Source organism: Rhizobium sp. BK538 (assembly GCF_014197575.1).
Lineage (GTDB): Bacteria > Pseudomonadota > Alphaproteobacteria > Rhizobiales > Rhizobiaceae > Rhizobium.
Genome location: NZ_JACIFT010000014.1, coordinates 73,893 through 90,139, shown reverse-complemented (window position 1 = coordinate 90,139; position 16,247 = coordinate 73,893). Strand labels below are relative to the sequence as shown.

Annotated in this window: 26 protein-coding genes; all 26 read left to right on the top strand. The window is 58.7% G+C overall.

Translation table 11 applies throughout. The features are described 5' to 3' along the window. Window positions 1-21 precede the first annotated feature (21 nt). Window positions 22-2,121 carry an elongation factor G gene (gene fusA, locus FHX09_RS18650; protein WP_007792018.1) on the top strand — a complete coding sequence of 700 codons (2,100 nt, stop codon included), beginning with the start codon at window positions 22-24 and terminating at the stop codon, window positions 2,119-2,121. Between the two features lie 69 nt (window positions 2,122-2,190). Beyond that, window positions 2,191-3,366 carry an elongation factor Tu gene (gene tuf / locus FHX09_RS18645; protein ID WP_018857113.1) on the top strand — a complete coding sequence of 392 codons (1,176 nt, stop codon included), beginning with the start codon at window positions 2,191-2,193 and terminating at the stop codon, window positions 3,364-3,366. 311 nt (window positions 3,367-3,677) lie between these two features. Continuing rightward, on the top strand, window positions 3,678-3,986 hold the full coding sequence (gene rpsJ, locus FHX09_RS18640) for a 30S ribosomal protein S10 (RefSeq protein WP_003547547.1): 309 nt from the start codon (window positions 3,678-3,680) through the stop codon (window positions 3,984-3,986). Between the two features lie 34 nt (window positions 3,987-4,020). Next, entirely contained in the window at window positions 4,021-4,662 is a 642-nt protein-coding gene (gene rplC / locus FHX09_RS18635; protein WP_007787744.1) for a 50S ribosomal protein L3, read from the top strand. A gap of 13 nt (window positions 4,663-4,675) precedes the next feature. Next, window positions 4,676-5,296, top strand: a complete 621-nt coding sequence (gene rplD, locus FHX09_RS18630) for a 50S ribosomal protein L4 (RefSeq protein ID WP_007787743.1) — start codon at window positions 4,676-4,678, stop codon at window positions 5,294-5,296. Continuing rightward, window positions 5,293-5,586: a 50S ribosomal protein L23 gene (locus FHX09_RS18625; protein ID WP_007787742.1), complete on the top strand. Its 294-nt coding sequence runs from the start codon at window positions 5,293-5,295 to the stop codon at window positions 5,584-5,586. The genes rplD and FHX09_RS18625 overlap by 4 nt, the downstream gene beginning before the upstream one ends. Before the next feature lie 11 nt (window positions 5,587-5,597). Then, a complete protein-coding gene (rplB, locus tag FHX09_RS18620; protein ID WP_007787741.1) occupies window positions 5,598-6,434 on the top strand; it encodes a 50S ribosomal protein L2 in 837 nt (278 codons plus the stop codon). A gap of 15 nt (window positions 6,435-6,449) precedes the next feature. Then, window positions 6,450-6,728, top strand: a complete 279-nt coding sequence (gene rpsS, locus FHX09_RS18615; RefSeq protein WP_007531666.1) for a 30S ribosomal protein S19 — start codon at window positions 6,450-6,452, stop codon at window positions 6,726-6,728. Window positions 6,729-6,730: 2 nt separating this feature from the next. Then, on the top strand, window positions 6,731-7,120 hold the full coding sequence (gene rplV / locus FHX09_RS18610) for a 50S ribosomal protein L22 (RefSeq protein ID WP_007787740.1): 390 nt from the start codon (window positions 6,731-6,733) through the stop codon (window positions 7,118-7,120). Continuing rightward, a complete protein-coding gene (gene rpsC, locus FHX09_RS18605; protein ID WP_007531669.1) occupies window positions 7,120-7,839 on the top strand; it encodes a 30S ribosomal protein S3 in 720 nt (239 codons plus the stop codon). Before rplV ends, rpsC begins: the two co-directional genes overlap by 1 nt. Window positions 7,840-7,875: 36 nt before the next feature. Next, a complete protein-coding gene (gene rplP / locus FHX09_RS18600) occupies window positions 7,876-8,289 on the top strand; it encodes a 50S ribosomal protein L16 (RefSeq protein ID WP_003573792.1) in 414 nt (137 codons plus the stop codon). A 12-nt stretch (window positions 8,290-8,301) separates the two neighbouring features. After that, complete coding sequence (gene rpmC / locus FHX09_RS18595; RefSeq protein WP_007531673.1) at window positions 8,302-8,502, top strand: 50S ribosomal protein L29; 201 nt, start codon at window positions 8,302-8,304, stop codon at window positions 8,500-8,502. Window positions 8,503-8,513: 11 nt separating this feature from the next. Beyond that, window positions 8,514-8,753 carry a 30S ribosomal protein S17 gene (rpsQ, locus tag FHX09_RS18590; protein WP_007787739.1) on the top strand — a complete coding sequence of 80 codons (240 nt, stop codon included), beginning with the start codon at window positions 8,514-8,516 and terminating at the stop codon, window positions 8,751-8,753. 260 nt (window positions 8,754-9,013) lie between these two features. Next, window positions 9,014-9,382 (top strand): 50S ribosomal protein L14, encoded by a 369-nt coding sequence (gene rplN / locus FHX09_RS18585; protein WP_007787738.1) that lies wholly within the window; start codon window positions 9,014-9,016, stop codon window positions 9,380-9,382. Window positions 9,383-9,394: 12 nt separating this feature from the next. Beyond that, the gene (rplX, locus tag FHX09_RS18580) at window positions 9,395-9,697 is read left to right on the top strand and encodes a 50S ribosomal protein L24 (RefSeq protein WP_007787737.1); all 303 of its coding nucleotides are present in this window, start codon (window positions 9,395-9,397) and stop codon (window positions 9,695-9,697) included. Beyond that, window positions 9,697-10,254: a 50S ribosomal protein L5 gene (gene rplE, locus FHX09_RS18575; protein WP_007787736.1), complete on the top strand. Its 558-nt coding sequence runs from the start codon at window positions 9,697-9,699 to the stop codon at window positions 10,252-10,254. Before rplX ends, rplE begins: the two co-directional genes overlap by 1 nt. Window positions 10,255-10,286: 32 nt before the next feature. Further along, on the top strand, window positions 10,287-10,592 hold the full coding sequence (rpsN, locus tag FHX09_RS18570; protein WP_003573787.1) for a 30S ribosomal protein S14: 306 nt from the start codon (window positions 10,287-10,289) through the stop codon (window positions 10,590-10,592). 12 nt (window positions 10,593-10,604) lie between these two features. After that, window positions 10,605-11,003, top strand: coding sequence for a 30S ribosomal protein S8 (gene rpsH / locus FHX09_RS18565; protein ID WP_004674934.1), 399 nt, complete (start codon window positions 10,605-10,607; stop codon window positions 11,001-11,003). 42 nt (window positions 11,004-11,045) lie between these two features. Next, window positions 11,046-11,579 carry a 50S ribosomal protein L6 gene (gene rplF / locus FHX09_RS18560; protein ID WP_007787735.1) on the top strand — a complete coding sequence of 178 codons (534 nt, stop codon included), beginning with the start codon at window positions 11,046-11,048 and terminating at the stop codon, window positions 11,577-11,579. A 12-nt stretch (window positions 11,580-11,591) separates the two neighbouring features. Continuing rightward, window positions 11,592-11,954 (top strand): 50S ribosomal protein L18, encoded by a 363-nt coding sequence (rplR, locus tag FHX09_RS18555; protein WP_132592286.1) that lies wholly within the window; start codon window positions 11,592-11,594, stop codon window positions 11,952-11,954. 131 nt (window positions 11,955-12,085) lie between these two features. After that, window positions 12,086-12,655 carry a 30S ribosomal protein S5 gene (gene rpsE / locus FHX09_RS18550; RefSeq protein WP_007531680.1) on the top strand — a complete coding sequence of 190 codons (570 nt, stop codon included), beginning with the start codon at window positions 12,086-12,088 and terminating at the stop codon, window positions 12,653-12,655. Between the two features lie 14 nt (window positions 12,656-12,669). Beyond that, a complete protein-coding gene (gene rpmD / locus FHX09_RS18545) occupies window positions 12,670-12,879 on the top strand; it encodes a 50S ribosomal protein L30 (protein ID WP_007531681.1) in 210 nt (69 codons plus the stop codon). A 15-nt stretch (window positions 12,880-12,894) separates the two neighbouring features. Then, window positions 12,895-13,368: a 50S ribosomal protein L15 gene (gene rplO, locus FHX09_RS18540; protein WP_007787733.1), complete on the top strand. Its 474-nt coding sequence runs from the start codon at window positions 12,895-12,897 to the stop codon at window positions 13,366-13,368. A gap of 239 nt (window positions 13,369-13,607) precedes the next feature. After that, entirely contained in the window at window positions 13,608-14,948 is a 1,341-nt protein-coding gene (gene secY, locus FHX09_RS18535; protein ID WP_007787732.1) for a preprotein translocase subunit SecY, read from the top strand. Next, window positions 14,945-15,595 (top strand): adenylate kinase, encoded by a 651-nt coding sequence (locus tag FHX09_RS18530; RefSeq protein WP_007787731.1) that lies wholly within the window; start codon window positions 14,945-14,947, stop codon window positions 15,593-15,595. The genes secY and FHX09_RS18530 overlap by 4 nt, the downstream gene beginning before the upstream one ends. A gap of 220 nt (window positions 15,596-15,815) precedes the next feature. Then, window positions 15,816-16,184, top strand: coding sequence for a 30S ribosomal protein S13 (gene rpsM / locus FHX09_RS18525; protein ID WP_024314765.1), 369 nt, complete (start codon window positions 15,816-15,818; stop codon window positions 16,182-16,184). Window positions 16,185-16,247 lie beyond the last annotated feature (63 nt).

Below are 16,247 nucleotides of genomic sequence, written 5' to 3'. Positions count from 1 at the left end.
GGGTTCGAAAGGCAGTCCACAATGGCTCGCGAATATAAAATCGAAGACTACCGTAATTTCGGTATCATGGCGCACATCGACGCCGGCAAGACGACGACGACCGAGCGTATCCTTTACTACACCGGCAAGTCGCACAAGATCGGCGAAGTGCACGATGGCGCGGCCACGATGGACTGGATGGAGCAGGAGCAGGAGCGTGGCATCACGATCACCTCCGCTGCCACCACGACCTTCTGGAAGGGCCGTGACGGCAAGATGCGCCGCTTCAACATCATCGACACCCCCGGCCACGTCGACTTCACCATCGAAGTCGAGCGTTCGCTGCGCGTTCTCGACGGTGCTATTGCTCTTCTTGATGCCAACGCAGGTGTTGAGCCGCAGACGGAAACCGTCTGGCGTCAGGCTGAGAAGTACAACGTTCCGCGTATGATCTTCTGCAACAAGATGGACAAGACCGGTGCGGACTTCTACCGCTCGGTCGAGATGATCAAGACCCGTCTCGGCGCAACGGCTGTCGTCATGCAGCTGCCGATCGGCGCAGAAAGCGACTTCAAGGGCGTCGTCGACCTGATCGAGATGAACGCTCTCGTATGGCGCGATGAATCACTCGGCGCTCAGTGGGACGTCGTCGAAATCCCGGAAGACCTGAAGGCTAAGGCTGAAGAATATCGCGAAAAGCTGATCGAGACCGTTGTCGAGATCGACGAAGCCGCGATGGAAGCCTACCTCGAAGGCAACATGCCTGACAACGATCAGATCCGCGCGCTCGTCCGTCGCGGTACGATCGACGTCAAGTTCCATCCGATGTTCTGCGGCACCGCTTTCAAGAACAAGGGCGTTCAGCCGCTGCTCGACGCGGTTGTCGACTACCTGCCGTCGCCACTCGACATTCCGGCGATCAAGGGCATCGACTTCAAGACCGAAGCCGAAATCGAACGCCATGCTGACGACTCCGAGCCGCTTTCGATGCTCGCGTTCAAGATCATGAACGACCCCTTCGTCGGTTCGCTGACTTTCGCACGCATCTACTCCGGCAAGCTCGAAAAGGGTTCGTCGGTTTTGAACACGGTCAAGGACAAGCGCGAGCGTGTCGGCCGTATGCTGCAGATGCACTCGAATTCGCGTGAAGACATTGATGAAGCTTTCGCAGGCGACATCGTTGCTCTCGCCGGTCTCAAGGAAACCACCACGGGTGACACGCTCTGCGATCCGCTGAAGCCTGTTATTCTCGAGCGCATGGAATTCCCCGAGCCGGTCATCCAGATCGCGATCGAGCCGAAGTCCAAGGGCGACCAGGAAAAGATGGGCCTCGCGCTCAACCGCCTGGCTGCTGAAGATCCGTCCTTCCGCGTCAAGACCGACCAGGAATCCGGCCAGACGATCATTGCCGGCATGGGCGAACTTCACCTCGACATCATCGTCGACCGTATGCGTCGCGAGTTCAAGGTCGAAGCAAACGTCGGTGCGCCGCAAGTTGCTTACCGCGAAACCATCACGCGCCAGCACGAAGAAGACTACACGCACAAGAAGCAGTCCGGTGGTACCGGTCAGTTCGCGCGCGTCAAGATCGTCTTCGAACCGAACCCGGAAGGCGACGACTTCAAGTTCGAATCCAAGATCGTCGGCGGTGCTGTTCCGAAGGAATACATTCCGGGCGTTCAGAAGGGTATCGAAAGCGTTCTGTCCTCCGGTCCGCTGGCGGGCTTCCCGATGCTCGGCGTCAAGGCGACGCTCATCGACGGTGCCTTCCACGATGTTGACTCGTCTGTCCTCGCGTTCGAAATCGCTTCTCGCGCTTGCTTCCGTGAAGCAGCCAAGAAGGCCGGCGCTCAGCTGCTCGAGCCGATGATGAAGGTCGAAGTTGTCACGCCGGAAGATTACGTCGGCGACGTGATCGGCGACCTGAACTCTCGCCGTGGCCAGATCCAAGGTCAGGAAAGCCGTGGCGTCGCGGTTGTCATCAACGCGAACGTCCCGCTGGCGAACATGTTCAAGTACGTCGACAACCTGCGCTCCATGTCTCAGGGCCGCGCGCAGTACACGATGACGTTTGATCACTATTCACCGGTCCCCTCGAACGTCGCAACCGAAATCCAGGCAAAGTATTCCGGCCAGAAGTGACCGGAATACCAATTGACCGATAACAAGAATTAGATCCCTCAGGGGACCTTAAAAGAGTGGAGAGCCCACATGGCAAAGAGTAAGTTTGAGCGCAACAAGCCGCACGTTAACATCGGCACGATCGGCCACGTTGACCACGGCAAGACGTCTCTGACGGCAGCGATCACGAAGTATTTCGGCGAGTTCAAGGCGTACGACCAGATCGACGCGGCTCCGGAAGAAAAGGCCCGCGGCATCACCATCTCGACGGCGCACGTCGAATATGAGACGCCGAACCGTCACTATGCCCACGTTGACTGCCCCGGCCACGCCGACTACGTCAAGAACATGATCACCGGTGCCGCCCAGATGGACGGCGCGATCCTGGTGTGCTCGGCAGCTGACGGCCCGATGCCGCAGACCCGCGAGCACATCCTGCTGGCTCGCCAGGTTGGCGTTCCGGCGATCGTCGTGTTCCTCAACAAGGTTGACCAGGTTGACGACGCCGAGCTTCTCGAACTCGTCGAGCTGGAAGTGCGCGAGCTTCTGTCGTCCTACGACTTCCCGGGCGACGACATTCCGGTCATCAAGGGCTCGGCTCTTGCCGCTCTGGAAGACTCCGACAAGAAGATCGGCGAAGACGCGATCCGCGAGCTGATGGCGGCTGTTGACGCCTACATCCCGACGCCTGAGCGCCCGATCGACCAGCCGTTCCTGATGCCGATCGAAGACGTGTTCTCGATCTCCGGCCGTGGTACGGTCGTGACCGGCCGCGTCGAGCGTGGCATTGTCAAGGTTGGTGAAGAAGTCGAAATCGTCGGCATCCGCCCGACCTCGAAGACGACGGTTACCGGCGTTGAAATGTTCCGCAAGCTGCTCGACCAGGGCCAGGCTGGCGACAACATCGGTGCACTGGTTCGCGGTGTGAACCGTGACGGCGTCGAGCGTGGTCAGATCCTGTGCAAGCCGGGCTCTGTCAAGCCGCACAAGAAGTTCAAGGCTGAAGCCTACATCCTGACGAAGGAAGAAGGCGGCCGTCATACGCCGTTCTTCACCAACTACCGTCCGCAGTTCTACTTCCGCACGACGGACGTGACCGGCATCGTCACCCTGCCGGAAGGCACGGAAATGGTTATGCCTGGCGATAACGTCACGGTTGACGTCGAGCTGATCGTTCCGATCGCGATGGAAGAAAAGCTGCGCTTCGCTATCCGCGAAGGCGGCCGTACGGTCGGCGCAGGCATCGTTGCCTCCATCGTCGAGTAATCGAGAGCCGGCCACTTCGCCTGAGGCGGCCGATTCGATGACATTATTATGATGCAAGCGGCTCTAGCCGCTTGCTTATTACAGCAAAATGTTGCAAATGGCGCGCGAGCGCGATTTGCGCCCTGCTTCGCTCGTCGAAGCGGGTGACTACAGCAAACAATAAGGTGGGCTGGAAGGCCTGAAGACTGGATAGGGACACCGTAACCCGGCGCCTCTCTCGATCTTTGAAACCGGTGGTCCGCCTTAGGAATAAAAACAGCCCGTGCCTATCCGAAAGGCGCACGGGATAACAAACACAAGGATAACGTCGAATGAACGGCCAAAATATCCGCATTCGCCTGAAGGCGTTCGATCACCGCATTCTCGACGCTTCGACGCGCGAGATCGTGTCGACGGCGAAGCGCACCGGAGCTAGCGTCCGGGGCCCCGTTCCGCTTCCGACTCGCATCGAGAAGTTTACGGTCAACCGGTCCCCACACATCGACAAGAAGAGCCGCGAGCAGTTCGAGATGCGCACGCATAAGCGCCTTCTCGACATCGTTGACCCGACACCGCAGACGGTAGACGCGCTGATGAAGCTCGATCTCGCCGCTGGTGTCGATGTTGAGATCAAGCTCTGAGCCTAGCTCGAGCTGAGTTGGAAGGATTGAACCGATGCGTTCAGGTGTGATTGCACAGAAGGTCGGCATGACCCGCGTCTATAACGACGCCGGCGAACATGTTCCGGTAACAGTACTGCGTATGGAAGGCTGCCAGGTTGTAGCCCAGCGCACAGTGGAAAAGAACGGCTACGCCGCAGTTCAGCTCGGTGCTGGCACGGCGAAGGTCAAGAATACGTCGAAGGCGATGCGCGGTAACTTCGCTGTTGCCAACGTCGAGCCGAAGGCCAAGCTGGCGGAATTCCGCGTCACGGAAGACAACCTCCTCGAGGTTGGCACCGAGCTCAAGGCTGGTCACTTCGCAGCTGGTCAGCTCGTCGATGTGACGGGTACGACGATCGGTAAGGGCTTTGCGGGCGCCATGAAGCGTCACGGTTTCGGCGGTCTTCGCGCCACGCACGGTGTGTCTGTTTCGCACCGCTCGCATGGTTCGACGGGTTCACGCCAGGATCCGGGCAAGGTTTTCAAGAACAAGAAGATGGCTGGTCACATGGGCCAGACGCGCGTTACGACTCAGAACCTTGAAGTGGTTTCGACCGATGAAGATCGCGGTCTGATTCTGATCAAGGGTGCAGTACCCGGTTCCAAGGGTGCCTGGATCATTGTGCGCGACGCCGTCAAGTCGGCCGCGAAGTAAGGGAGCCAGACCAATGGAATTCAACGTCAAGACCCTCGAGGGAAAAGACGCAGGGAAGGTTTCTCTTTCTGACGCGATTTTCGGCCTTGAGCCCCGCGAAGACATTCTTGCCCGCGTGATCCGCTGGCAGCTTGCCAAGAAGCAGCAGGGCACGCACCAGGCAAAGGGCCGCGCGGACGTTTCGCGCACCGGCGCCAAGATGTACAAGCAGAAGGGTACGGGCCGCGCTCGTCACCATTCTGCTCGCGCTCCGCAGTTCCGCGGCGGTGGTAAGGCCCACGGCCCGGTCGCTCGCAGCCACGAACACGATCTTCCCAAGAAGGTTCGTGCTCTCGGTTTGCGGCACGCCCTCTCGGCCAAGCTGAAGTCCGATGATGTCATCATCATCGACAACCTGGTTGCTGCAGAAGCAAAGACCAAGGCACTGGCTTCCGTTTTCGAGACGCTCGGCCTGACCAACGCTCTCTTCATCGGTGGCGCTGAACTTGATGGCAACTTCAAGCTCGCAGCCAAGAACATCCCGAATATCGATGTTCTGCCGATCCAGGGCATCAACGTTTATGACATCGTGCGCCGCGGCAAGCTCGTGCTTTCCAAGGCTGCCGTTGAAGCTCTAGAGGAGCGTTTCAAGTGACCGATCTTCGCCACTATGATGTGATCGTCTCGCCGGCGATCACCGAAAAGTCCACTCTGGTATCGGAAAACAACCAGGTTGTTTTCAACGTCGCCAAGACGGCGTCGAAGCCGGAAATCAAGGCTGCAGTCGAGGCGCTCTTCGGCGTCAAGGTCACGGCCGTCAACACTCTGCTCCGCAAGGGCAAGACCAGGCGTTTTCGCGGTATTGCCGGCAAGCAGAAGGACGTGAAGAAGGCAATCGTGACTTTGGCTGAAGGCCAGACGATCGACGTCTCCACCGGTCTCTGAGGAATAAAAAAATGGCATTGAAAACATTCAATCCGACGACCCCGAGCCAGCGTCAGCTGGTCATCGTTGATCGCTCCTCGCTCTACAAGGGCAAGCCGGTCAAGGCGCTGACGGAAGGTCTGACCAAGAGCGGCGGTCGTAACAACCTCGGCCGCATCACCGCCCGCTTCATCGGCGGCGGTCACAAGCGCACTTATCGTCTGGTCGACTTCAAGCGTCGCAAGTTTGACGTCGAGGGCACCGTCGAGCGCATCGAATACGATCCGAACCGTACCGCGTTCATCGCGCTGGTGACCTATGCTGACGGCGAAAAGGCCTACATCATCGCTCCGCAGCGCCTTGCTGCCGGCGACAAGGTCATCGCTTCGGAGAAGGCTGTCGACGTGAAGCCCGGCAACACCATGCCGCTGCAGTTCATCCCGGTCGGCTCCATCATCCACAACGTGGAAATGAAGCCTGGCAAGGGTGGTCAGATCGCTCGCTCTGCTGGTTCCTATGCACAGCTCGTCGGCCGCGACCAGGGCATGGCGATCCTTCGCCTGAACTCTGGCGAGCAGCGCCTCGTGCACGGCACTTGCCTCGCTTCGATCGGTGCGGTTTCGAACCCTGATCACGCCAACATCAACGACGGCAAGGCCGGTCGTACGGTTTGGCGCGGCAAGCGTCCGCATAACCGCGGTGTTGTCATGAACCCGGTCGACCACCCGCACGGCGGTGGTGAGGGCCGTACCTCTGGTGGTCGTCACCCGGTTACTCCGTGGGGTAAGCCGACCAAGGGCAAGCGCACCCGGTCGAACAAGTCGACTGACAAGATGATCATGCGCTCGCGTCATCAGCGTAAGAAGTAAGAGAGGAAGTCTCCAATGGCTCGTTCAGTATGGAAAGGTCCGTTCGTTGACGGCTATCTTCTCAAGAAGGCTGAGAAGGTTCGTGAAGGCGGACGTGCAGAAGTAATCAAGATCTGGAGCCGTCGCTCCACGATTCTGCCGCAGTTCGTCGGTCTCACCTTCGGCGTCTACAACGGCAGCAAGCATGTTCCGGTCAGTGTCAATGAAGACATGGTCGGTCACAAATTCGGTGAATTCTCTCCGACCCGGACCTACTACGGTCACGGTGCGGACAAGAAGGCAAAGAGGAAGTAATCATGGGCAAGGCAAAAGCCGAACGCCGGCTGAAGGACAACGAGGCGCAAGCAGTCGCCCGTACGCTCCGCGTCAGCCCACAGAAGCTCAACCTCGTTGCTGCGGCTATCCGCGGCAAGAAGGTCGATCGTGCACTCGCTGAGCTGGAATTCTCCCGCAAGCGCATCGCAGGCGCTGTCAAGAAGACGCTCGAATCTGCGATCGCAAACGCCGAGAACAACCACGATCTCGACGTTGACACGCTGGTTGTCGCAGAAGCCTACGTAGGCAAGTCGATCGTCATGAAGCGTTTCCACGCTCGTGGCCGTGGCCGTGCATCTCGTGTCGAGAAGCCGTTCGCGCACCTCACGATCGTTGTCCGCGAAGTGCAGGCACAAGAGGAGGCCGCATAATGGGTCAGAAAATTAATCCAATCGGTTTCCGTCTTGGCATCAACCGTACCTGGGATAGCCGCTGGTTTGCGGACAATGCCGAGTACGGCCAGCTGCTGCACGAAGACCTGAAGATGCGCAAGTTCGTGATGAGCGAACTGAAGCAGGCCGGTATCGCCAAAGTGGTCATCGAGCGTCCGCACAAGAAGTGCCGCGTCACGATCCACTCGGCTCGTCCGGGACTGATCATCGGCAAAAAGGGCGCAGACATCGACAAGCTCCGCAAGAAGCTGTCGGAGATGACGAATTCCGAAACGCACCTCAACATCGTTGAAGTTCGCAAGCCGGAAGTCGACGCTACGCTCGTCGCACAGTCGATCGCTCAGCAGCTCGAGCGTCGTGTTGCTTTCCGTCGCGCTATGAAGCGTGCCGTTCAGTCTGCGATGCGTCTTGGCGCCGAAGGCATCAAGATCACCTGCGCAGGCCGTCTCGGCGGTGCTGAAATCGCTCGTACGGAGTGGTACCGCGAAGGTCGCGTTCCGCTGCACACGCTGCGCGCTGACATCGACTACGGTACGGCTGAAGCGGAGACCGCTTTTGGCATCTGCGGCATCAAGGTTTGGATCTTCAAGGGCGAAATCCTTGAGCACGATCCGATGGCCTCCGAGCGCCGCGCACTCGAGGGTGACGCTCAGGGTCCGGCAAGCCGTGATCGCGATCGTCGCCGCGACAACGCTTAATAGCGTTGGTGGCAGATAAGTTCGGAGAATAAGAAAATGTTGCAGCCAAAGCGTACCAAGTACCGCAAGCAATTTAAGGGCCGCATCAAGGGCGTCGCCAAGGGTGGTTCAGACCTGGCCTTCGGCGAATTCGGCCTTAAGGCTCAAGAGCCGAACCGCGTGAATGCGCGCGAGATCGAAGCGGCCCGCCGCGCGATCACGCGTTACATGAAGCGCGCCGGCCGTGTATGGATCCGCGTGTTCCCGGATGTTCCGGTAACCGCAAAGCCGACCGAAGTCCGTATGGGTAAGGGTAAGGGCTCTGTTGAATATTGGGCATGCAAGGTCAAGCCAGGCCGTATGATGTTCGAAATCGACGGTGTCAGCGAAGAAATTGCTCGCGAAGCGCTTCGCCTCGGCTCTGCCAAGCTCTCGGTCAAGACGCGCTTCGTTCAGCGCATTGCAGAGTAAGGAGCAAGGCAGATGAAAGCCGAAGAAGTACGCGGCCTCACGGCCGACCAGCTCAAGGACAAGCTCGCCGACCTGAAGAAGGAGCAGTTCAACCTGCGCTTCCAGAAGGCAACCGGTCAGCTGGAAAAGTCCTCGCGCATCAACGAAGTTCGCAAGGACATCGCCCGCGTGAAAACCATTGCCCGCCAAAAGGCGGCAGAAGCAAAGGCGTAAAGGAAAAGATCATGCCGAAGCGCATTCTGCAGGGCGTTGTCGTTGGCGACAAGAACGAGAAGACTGTCGTAGTTCGCGTTGAGCGTCGTTTCGCTCACCCGCTGCTCCAGAAGACCGTTCGTCGTTCCAAGAAGTACAAGGCTCACGACGAAAACAACCAGTACAAGATCGGCGATACCGTATCCATCGAGGAATGCGCGCCGATCTCGAAGGATAAGCGCTGGACGGTCGTTTCCGCCCAGGCCAAGTAAGATTTTTGCGCGAGGCCTTGCGTCTCGCGGAAATATCTGTATGAAGCAGCGTCAGAACGCTCGTTCGTCGGGCGTTCTTTTGCTTTGAGCGCACGGAAGGTCCCGTTGGGAAACCACCCTGGCACGATCGATCCCGCGCTATTCAAGCTATGCCGTGTTTTCGCCTGCTCTCGTAGCAAGCGGCCGGCTGACAATTTTCATAAGCCGGGGAAGGGGGCTCGTAGCCCAACCATTCCGGTAAACCAAGAAGGCGACCTGATATGATTCAGATGCAAACAAACCTCGACGTGGCGGATAATTCCGGCGCACGTCGTGTCATGTGCATCAAGGTGCTGGGCGGCTCGAAGCGCAAGTATGCCGGGATCGGCGACGTTATCGTCGTTTCGATCAAGGAGGCGATCCCGCGTGGCCGCGTGAAGAAGGGTGACGTGATGAAGGCGGTGGTCGTTCGTACCGCCAAGGAAATCCGTCGCGTTGATGGCAGCATCATCCGCTTCGACACGAATGCAGCAGTCCTCATCGACAACAAGAAAGAGCCGATCGGCACCCGTATCTTCGGACCGGTTCCGCGCGAACTTCGCGCCAAGAACCACATGAAGATCATCTCGCTGGCTCCCGAAGTACTGTAAGGAGCGCGAACGATGCAAAAGATTCGTAAGGGCGACAAGGTCGTCATGCTCGCAGGCAAGGACAAGGGCCGTACCGGCGAAGTCCTTCAGGTTCTGCCCAAGGAAGATCGCGCCGTTGTTCGTGGCGTCAATGTCGTAAAGCGCCACCAGCGCCAGACGCAGACCCAGGAAGCCGGCATCATCACCAAGGAAGCCTCGGTTCATTTGTCCAACGTTGCAATCATCGACAAGGACGGCAAGCCGACCCGTGTTGGTTTCAAGGTTGTTGACGGCAAGAAGGTCCGTGTGGCCAAGCGTTCCGGTGAGGTGATCTGATGGCTGAGGCAAAGTACGAGCCGCGGCTCAAGAAGGAATACGTCGAGCGCATTCGTGCGGCTATGCAGGAGAAGTTCTCCTACGCCAACGAGATGATGATCCCGAAGCTCGACAAGATCGTCATCAACATGGGTGTTGGCGAAGCGACGGCTGATTCGAAGAAGCCAACTGTTGCCGCAGCTGACCTGGCCGCTATCGCTGGTCAGAAGCCGGTCATCACCCGTGCACGCAACTCCATCGCTGGCTTTAAGGTCCGCGAACAGATGCCGATCGGCGCAAAGGTCACCCTGCGCGGCGCTCGCATGTACGAGTTCCTGGACCGTCTCGTGAACATCGCGCTTCCGCGCGTTCGCGACTTCCGCGGCCTGAACCCGAAAAGCTTTGACGGCCGTGGCAACTTCGCCATGGGCATCAAGGAGCACATTGTGTTCCCTGAGATCAACTACGACAAGGTTGATCAGATGTGGGGCATGGACATCATCGTTTGCACGACGGCAACGAAGGACGACGAAGCACGGGCTCTGCTGACAGAGTTCAACTTCCCGTTCCGTCAGTAACCGTAACGACGAGCGTAGAAAAGGAACCGCACATGGCGAAGACAAGCGCAGTTGAAAAGAACAAGCGCCGCCGTACTACGGTCGCCAACCAGGCTGCCAAGCGCGCAGCTCTAAAGGCGATCATCATGAACCAGGCTCTTCCGATCGAAGAGCGGTTCAAGGCCTCGATCAAGCTGGCATCCCTGCCGCGCGATGGATCCAAGACCCGCATTCGCAACCGTTGCGAAGTATCGGGCCGTCCGCGCGCATACTACCGCAAACTGCGCATGTCGCGTATCGCGCTGCGTGAACTCGGCAATCTCGGCAAGGTGCCGGGTATCGTCAAGTCGAGCTGGTAAGGAGCAGGTTAGATGACAATGACTGATCCGTTGGGCGATATGCTCACTCGCATCCGCAACGGCGCTTCTCGCCGCAAGTCGTCGGTCTCGACGCCTGCTTCGAAGCTCCGTGCACGCGTTCTCGATGTTCTGCAGTCCGAAGGCTACATCCGTGGCTATTCCGTTGTCGATTTCGGCAATGGCAAGTCGGAGCTCAACATCGAACTCAAGTACTATGAAGGCGCATCGGTGATCCGTGAGATCGGCCGTGTGTCCAAGCCGGGCCGCCGGGTTTATGTCTCGGTCAAGTCCATTCCGCAGGTCGCGAACGGCCTCGGCATCACCATCCTTTCGACCCCGAAGGGCGTGATGGCCGATCACCAGGCTCGCGAACAGAACGTTGGTGGCGAGGTTCTTTGCTCGGTCTTCTAAGACTGGGCAAGGATCTCCATGGCGAACAGACAGGATTGAAACATGTCTCGTATCGGTAAGAAGCCCGTTCAGGTACCTGCTGGGATCACGGCTACGGTCGATGGCCAGAAGGTTACCGCTAAGGGCCCGAAGGGCGAGCTGTTCTTCGTCGCAAACGACGAAGTCGGCGTAAAGCTCGAAAACAATGCGGTTGTCGTAACGCCGCTCACCCAGACGAAGGATGCTCGTGCAAAGTGGGGCATGTCCCGCACGATGATCGAGAACATCTTCAAGGGCGTTAAGGATGGCTACGAGCGCAAGCTCGAAATCAACGGCGTTGGTTACCGCGCGTCTCTGCAGGGCAAGAACCTGCAGCTGGCGCTCGGCTTCAGCCATGACGTTGTTTATGAGCCGCCGCAGGGCATCTCGATCGCTGTGCCGAAGCCGACGGAAATCGTCGTTTCCGGCATCAACAAGCAGCAGGTCGGCCAGGTTGCCGCTGAAATCCGCGAATACCGCGGTCCTGAGCCTTACAAGGGCAAGGGTGTCAAGTATGCCGAAGAGCGGATCGTCCGCAAAGAAGGCAAGAAGAAGTAAGGATCACGCGAAATGGCTAGCAGGAAAGAAGCACTTGCACGTCGTGCCAACCGCGTGCGTCGTCACCTCAAGTCGGTGGCCAATGGCCGTCCGCGCCTGTCGGTTCATCGCTCGTCGAAGAACATCTATGCTCAGATCATTGACGATGTCGCCGGTAAGACGCTCGCGTCTGCCTCGACCCTCGACAAGAATCTGCGCGGTTCTCTGAAGACCGGTGCTGACACGGCAGCAGCTGCCCTCGTAGGCAAGCTCGTTGCTGAGCGCGCCTCGAAGGCCGGCGTCAAGGACGTCGTATTCGACCGCGGCGCCTTCATCTACCACGGCCGCATCAAGGCCCTGGCAGAAGCAGCCCGCGAAGGCGGTCTGTCCTTCTAATAAAGTTTCCGGCCGGCAGCCTAAAGGCACCGGCCGGATATCACCGGACCGCAGGCGTCCCGAAAGGGGAGGCCGATGCGGTCCTCGTTTTGTTTGCCGATTGCACCCGGAAAAGAAAAAGGAAGAGGACAATGGCACAGGAAAGAAGGCCGCAGCGGGAAGACCGCCAGGCCCGCGAAGAGCGCGATAGCGAATTCGTCGACAAGCTGGTCGCGATCAACCGCGTTGCTAAGGTTGTTAAGGGTGGCCGCCGTTTCGGTTTCGCCGCTCTCGTCGTCGTTGGTGACCAGAAGGGCCGCGTTGGCTTCGGTCACGGCAAGGCACGCGAAGTGCCGGAAGCAATCCGCAAGGCGACTGAAGCTGCCAAGCGCGAACTGATCTTCGTACCGCTGCGTGACGGCCGTACGCTGCATCATGACGTTCATGGCCGCCATGGCGCCGGCAAAGTTCTGCTTCGTTCGGCCAAGGTCGGTACCGGTATCATTGCCGGCGGTCCGATGCGCGCCGTTTTCGAAACGCTCGGCGTTCACGACGTTGTCGCCAAGTCGACCGGTTCCTCGAACCCATACAACATGGTTCGCGCTACCTTCGACGCTCTAAAGCACCAGGTTCACCCGAAGGACATCGCAGCTCAGCGCGGCATCAAGTATGCAACGCTCCAGGCTCGCCGTGCCGCTTCTGGCAATGCCTCTGAAGAATAAGAGGAGTCTGACAGATGGCTAAGGCTACCAAGAAGACTGAAGCGAAGACGGTTACTGTCGAACAGATCGGCAGCCCCATTCGTCGTCCGGACGTCCAGCAACGCACGCTGATCGGCCTCGGACTCAACAAGATGCACCGTCGCCGCACGCTGGAAGATACCCCTTCCGTTCGTGGCATGATCCGTGCTGTCCAGCATCTCGTTCGCGTCGTCGACGAGAAGTAAGCCGGGAGATTCGCTATGAAACTCAATGAAATCAAAGACAACGAAGGTTCGACCCACAGCCGCAAGCGCCTCGGCCGCGGTATTGGTTCGGGCTCGGGTAAGACCGGTGGTCGCGGTGTGAAGGGTCAGAAGTCCCGTTCCGGCGTCGCCATCAACGGTTTTGAAGGCGGTCAGATGCCAATCTACCGTCGCCTGCCGAAGCGCGGCTTCAACAACATCTTCAAGGCCGACTTCGTCGTCGTGTCGCTTGAGCGTGTTCAGGCTGCCATCGATGCCGGCAAGCTCGACGCCAAGGCAACTGTCGACGCAGCAGCTCTCAAGGCTGCCGGCGTGATCCGTCGCGTCAAGGACGGTGTTCGCGTTCTCGCCGACGGCGAGCTGAAGGCAAAGGTCAAGTTCGAAGTTGCTGGCGCTTCCAAGCCGGCAATCGAAAAGATCGAAAAGGCTGGCGGTTCCGTCACGCTTCTTTCTGCCGCAGCTGCAGAATAATTAATCTTATGATAAGTCGCCCGGGGTGCTTCACACCGGGCGATTTTGCTCCCATATGTGAGCCTCACAAAAACCGGCTGGACGCACGTGCGTCATAAACGGTAGGAACGAACACAAGGGTGAGGCATAGGTTGCGTCCGCAATCCGTCCGAAGCCCGCTTTTGAATAATTCAGAATGCTGATTCCGGGTCCTGCACCTCGCTTGGCTTGAGCCCGAAATTGGTAGCGCGGAGAATCGCATGGCGTCTGCAGCGGAACAGTTGGCTTCCAACCTCAATTTCTCGACCTTCGCCAAAGCCGAGGATCTCAAGAAGCGCCTGTGGTTCACACTGGCAGCTCTCCTCGTGTACCGGCTCGGTACCCACATTCCGCTCCCGGGCCTTAATCCAGAAGCTTATGCCCAGGCCTTCCGCGGCCAGGCTGGCGGCATTCTCGGCCTTTTCAACATGTTCTCGGGCGGCGCCGTACAGCGCATGGCAATCTTTGCGCTCGGCATCATGCCTTACATTTCCGCTTCGATCATTGTGCAGCTGATGACTTCGGTCGTCCCGGCGCTTGAGAACCTGAAGAAGGAAGGCGAGCAGGGCCGCAAGATCATCAACCAGTACACGCGCTACGGCACGGTGCTTCTTGGAGCGCTTCAGGCCTACGGCATCGCCGTCGGTCTTGAGAGCGGCAACGGGCTCGTTGTCGATCCCGGCATCTTCTTCCGCGTTTCCACGGTTGTTACGCTGCTTGGCGGCACGATGTTCCTGATGTGGCTCGGCGAACAGATCACGTCGCGCGGCATTGGTAACGGCATTTCTCTGATCATCTTCGCAGGTATCGCAGCCGGCCTTCCGCAGGCTCTCGCCGGCACCCTCGAGCTCGGCCGGACCGGCGCCCTGTCGACGACGCTGATTCTCGCGGTTATCGTCATTGCGATTGCCATCATCGGCATCATCGTTTTCGTTGAGCGTGCGCAGCGCCGCCTCCTGATCCAGTATCCGAAGCGTCAGGTGGGCAATCGAATGTTCCAGGGTGACACTTCGCACCTGCCGCTGAAGCTCAACACCTCGGGTGTTATCCCGGCGATCTTCGCGTCTTCGCTGCTGTTGCTGCCGGCGACGCTCGCCGGCTTCGCGAACACCACATCCTTGCCGGCATGGGCAACCGCGGTTGTGGCAGCGCTCGGCCATGGCCAGCCGCTCTACATGCTGCTCTACGGTATGCTGATCGCTTTCTTCGCCTTCTTCTACACGGCTATCGTCTTCAATCCGAAGGACACCGCCGACAATCTGAAGAAGCATGGCGGCTTCATTCCCGGTATCCGTCCGGGCGAGCGGACTGCAGAATATATCGACTATGTGCTGACCCGCATTACGGTGATTGGCGCGATCTACCTCGTTTTCGTGTGCATTCTGCCTGAAATTCTTGTGTCGCAAACGGGCATTCCGTTGTCCCTGGGTGGCACTTCGCTCTTGATCGTGGTTAGCGTAACTCTCGATACGGTGGCACAGATTCAGGGTCATCTGATCGCACAGCAGTACGAAGGCTTGATCAAGAAATCGAAGTTGCGCGGAGGAAAGAGGGGGCGATGAGACTCATACTGTTAGGGCCGCCGGGCGCGGGTAAGGGGACCCAGGCTCAGCGGATCGTGGAGAAGTACGGAATTCCGCAACTTTCCACGGGTGACATGCTTCGTGCTGCCGTTGCGGCTGGCACGGAGGTAGGCAGGCGGGCAAAGGCCGTCATGGACGCCGGCAAGCTTGTCTCCGATGAGATCGTCAATGCCATCGTCTCCGAGCGTCTGGATGCCCCGGATTGCGCCAGGGGGTTTATCCTCGACGGTTTTCCACGCACGCTGGTTCAGGCCGACGCGACGGAGACCATGCTGAAGAGCAAGGGCCTCGAGCTCTCGACCGTGATCGAGATTCAGGTGGACGACAACGTCCTCGCGGACCGTGTCTCGGGGCGCTACACCTGCGCGAACTGCGGTGCAGGCTACCATGACACCAACGTCAAGCCGAAGGAAGAAGGTGTCTGTGACCGTTGCGGCTCGACTCACTTCAAGCGCCGGCCTGACGACAATCGGGAGACGGTCGTCACGCGCCTACAGGCTTACTACAAGGAAACATCTCCGCTGATCGGCTACTACTATGCCAAAGGCAAGCTGAAGTCGGTTGATGGCATGGCGGACATCGATCACGTCACCGGCGAGATCGATAAGATACTTTCGAAGCTTTAGTCTTTGAAAATAAACTTGGCGGAAGCGGTTGCTTTTCAGCACTGATTCCGCTAAACACCGCGCCAACTCGCGACATTTATGCGATCGGCGCGGATTTCCAAAGGAAGTCCGGGTTCGGTCGTTTTGACATGTACGAACCCAAATTTGAACGAGCGGCCGGTTCGGTCGCATAACGAAAAGCCTCTTGCCGGATGGCAACGGGAACGCAAGGAGAATAGGCGTGGCACGTATCGCTGGCGTCAACATCCCGACTGCGAAGCGCGTCGTTATCGCGCTGACCTATATTCACGGGATCGGTTCAAAATTCGCGCAGGAAATCATGGAAAAGGTTGGCCTTCCGGCTGACAAGCGCGTCCATCAGCTGACGGACTCCGAAGTCCTGCAGATCCGCGAAACCATCGACCGTGATTATCAGGTCGAAGGTGACCTGCGTCGCGAAACCTCGATGAACATCAAGCGTCTGATGGACCTCGGTTGCTACCGTGGCCTGCGTCATCGTCGTGGCCTTCCGGTCCGCGGTCAGCGCACGCACACCAATGCTCGTACTCGCAAGGGTCCGGCAAAGGCCATCGCTGGTAAGAAGAAGTAATTTCCGGGAATCCGGAGGTGAGGGGGCTGGCGGTCTGCGCCGGCCTCTTTTGAGTTTGGGGCA

Excerpts from the sequence above, each read along its gene's own strand:
- rplB (WP_007787741.1), top strand. The coding sequence starts at position 5,598 with ATGGCATTGAAAACATTCAATCCGACGACCCCGAGCCAGCGTCAGCTG.
- rpsS (WP_007531666.1), top strand. The coding sequence starts at position 6,450 with ATGGCTCGTTCAGTATGGAAAGGTCCGTTCGTTGACGGCTATCTTCTC.
- fusA (WP_007792018.1), top strand. The coding sequence starts at position 22 with ATGGCTCGCGAATATAAAATCGAAGACTACCGTAATTTCGGTATCATG.
- rplV (WP_007787740.1), top strand. The coding sequence starts at position 6,731 with ATGGGCAAGGCAAAAGCCGAACGCCGGCTGAAGGACAACGAGGCGCAA.
- FHX09_RS18530 (WP_007787731.1), top strand. The coding sequence starts at position 14,945 with ATGAGACTCATACTGTTAGGGCCGCCGGGCGCGGGTAAGGGGACCCAG.
- rpsC (WP_007531669.1), top strand. The coding sequence starts at position 7,120 with ATGGGTCAGAAAATTAATCCAATCGGTTTCCGTCTTGGCATCAACCGT.
- rpsJ (WP_003547547.1), top strand. The coding sequence starts at position 3,678 with ATGAACGGCCAAAATATCCGCATTCGCCTGAAGGCGTTCGATCACCGC.
- rplP (WP_003573792.1), top strand. The coding sequence starts at position 7,876 with ATGTTGCAGCCAAAGCGTACCAAGTACCGCAAGCAATTTAAGGGCCGC.
- rplC (WP_007787744.1), top strand. The coding sequence starts at position 4,021 with ATGCGTTCAGGTGTGATTGCACAGAAGGTCGGCATGACCCGCGTCTAT.
- rplX (WP_007787737.1), top strand. The coding sequence starts at position 9,395 with ATGCAAAAGATTCGTAAGGGCGACAAGGTCGTCATGCTCGCAGGCAAG.
- rplF (WP_007787735.1), top strand. The coding sequence starts at position 11,046 with ATGTCTCGTATCGGTAAGAAGCCCGTTCAGGTACCTGCTGGGATCACG.
- secY (WP_007787732.1), top strand. The coding sequence starts at position 13,608 with ATGGCGTCTGCAGCGGAACAGTTGGCTTCCAACCTCAATTTCTCGACC.
- rpsN (WP_003573787.1), top strand. The coding sequence starts at position 10,287 with ATGGCGAAGACAAGCGCAGTTGAAAAGAACAAGCGCCGCCGTACTACG.
- rplN (WP_007787738.1), top strand. The coding sequence starts at position 9,014 with ATGATTCAGATGCAAACAAACCTCGACGTGGCGGATAATTCCGGCGCA.
- rplO (WP_007787733.1), top strand. The coding sequence starts at position 12,895 with ATGAAACTCAATGAAATCAAAGACAACGAAGGTTCGACCCACAGCCGC.
- rpsQ (WP_007787739.1), top strand. The coding sequence starts at position 8,514 with ATGCCGAAGCGCATTCTGCAGGGCGTTGTCGTTGGCGACAAGAACGAG.
- rpsH (WP_004674934.1), top strand. The coding sequence starts at position 10,605 with ATGACAATGACTGATCCGTTGGGCGATATGCTCACTCGCATCCGCAAC.
- rplD (WP_007787743.1), top strand. The coding sequence starts at position 4,676 with ATGGAATTCAACGTCAAGACCCTCGAGGGAAAAGACGCAGGGAAGGTT.
- rplR (WP_132592286.1), top strand. The coding sequence starts at position 11,592 with ATGGCTAGCAGGAAAGAAGCACTTGCACGTCGTGCCAACCGCGTGCGT.
- rpsE (WP_007531680.1), top strand. The coding sequence starts at position 12,086 with ATGGCACAGGAAAGAAGGCCGCAGCGGGAAGACCGCCAGGCCCGCGAA.
- tuf (WP_018857113.1), top strand. The coding sequence starts at position 2,191 with ATGGCAAAGAGTAAGTTTGAGCGCAACAAGCCGCACGTTAACATCGGC.
- rpmD (WP_007531681.1), top strand. The coding sequence starts at position 12,670 with ATGGCTAAGGCTACCAAGAAGACTGAAGCGAAGACGGTTACTGTCGAA.
- rplE (WP_007787736.1), top strand. The coding sequence starts at position 9,697 with ATGGCTGAGGCAAAGTACGAGCCGCGGCTCAAGAAGGAATACGTCGAG.
- rpmC (WP_007531673.1), top strand. The coding sequence starts at position 8,302 with ATGAAAGCCGAAGAAGTACGCGGCCTCACGGCCGACCAGCTCAAGGAC.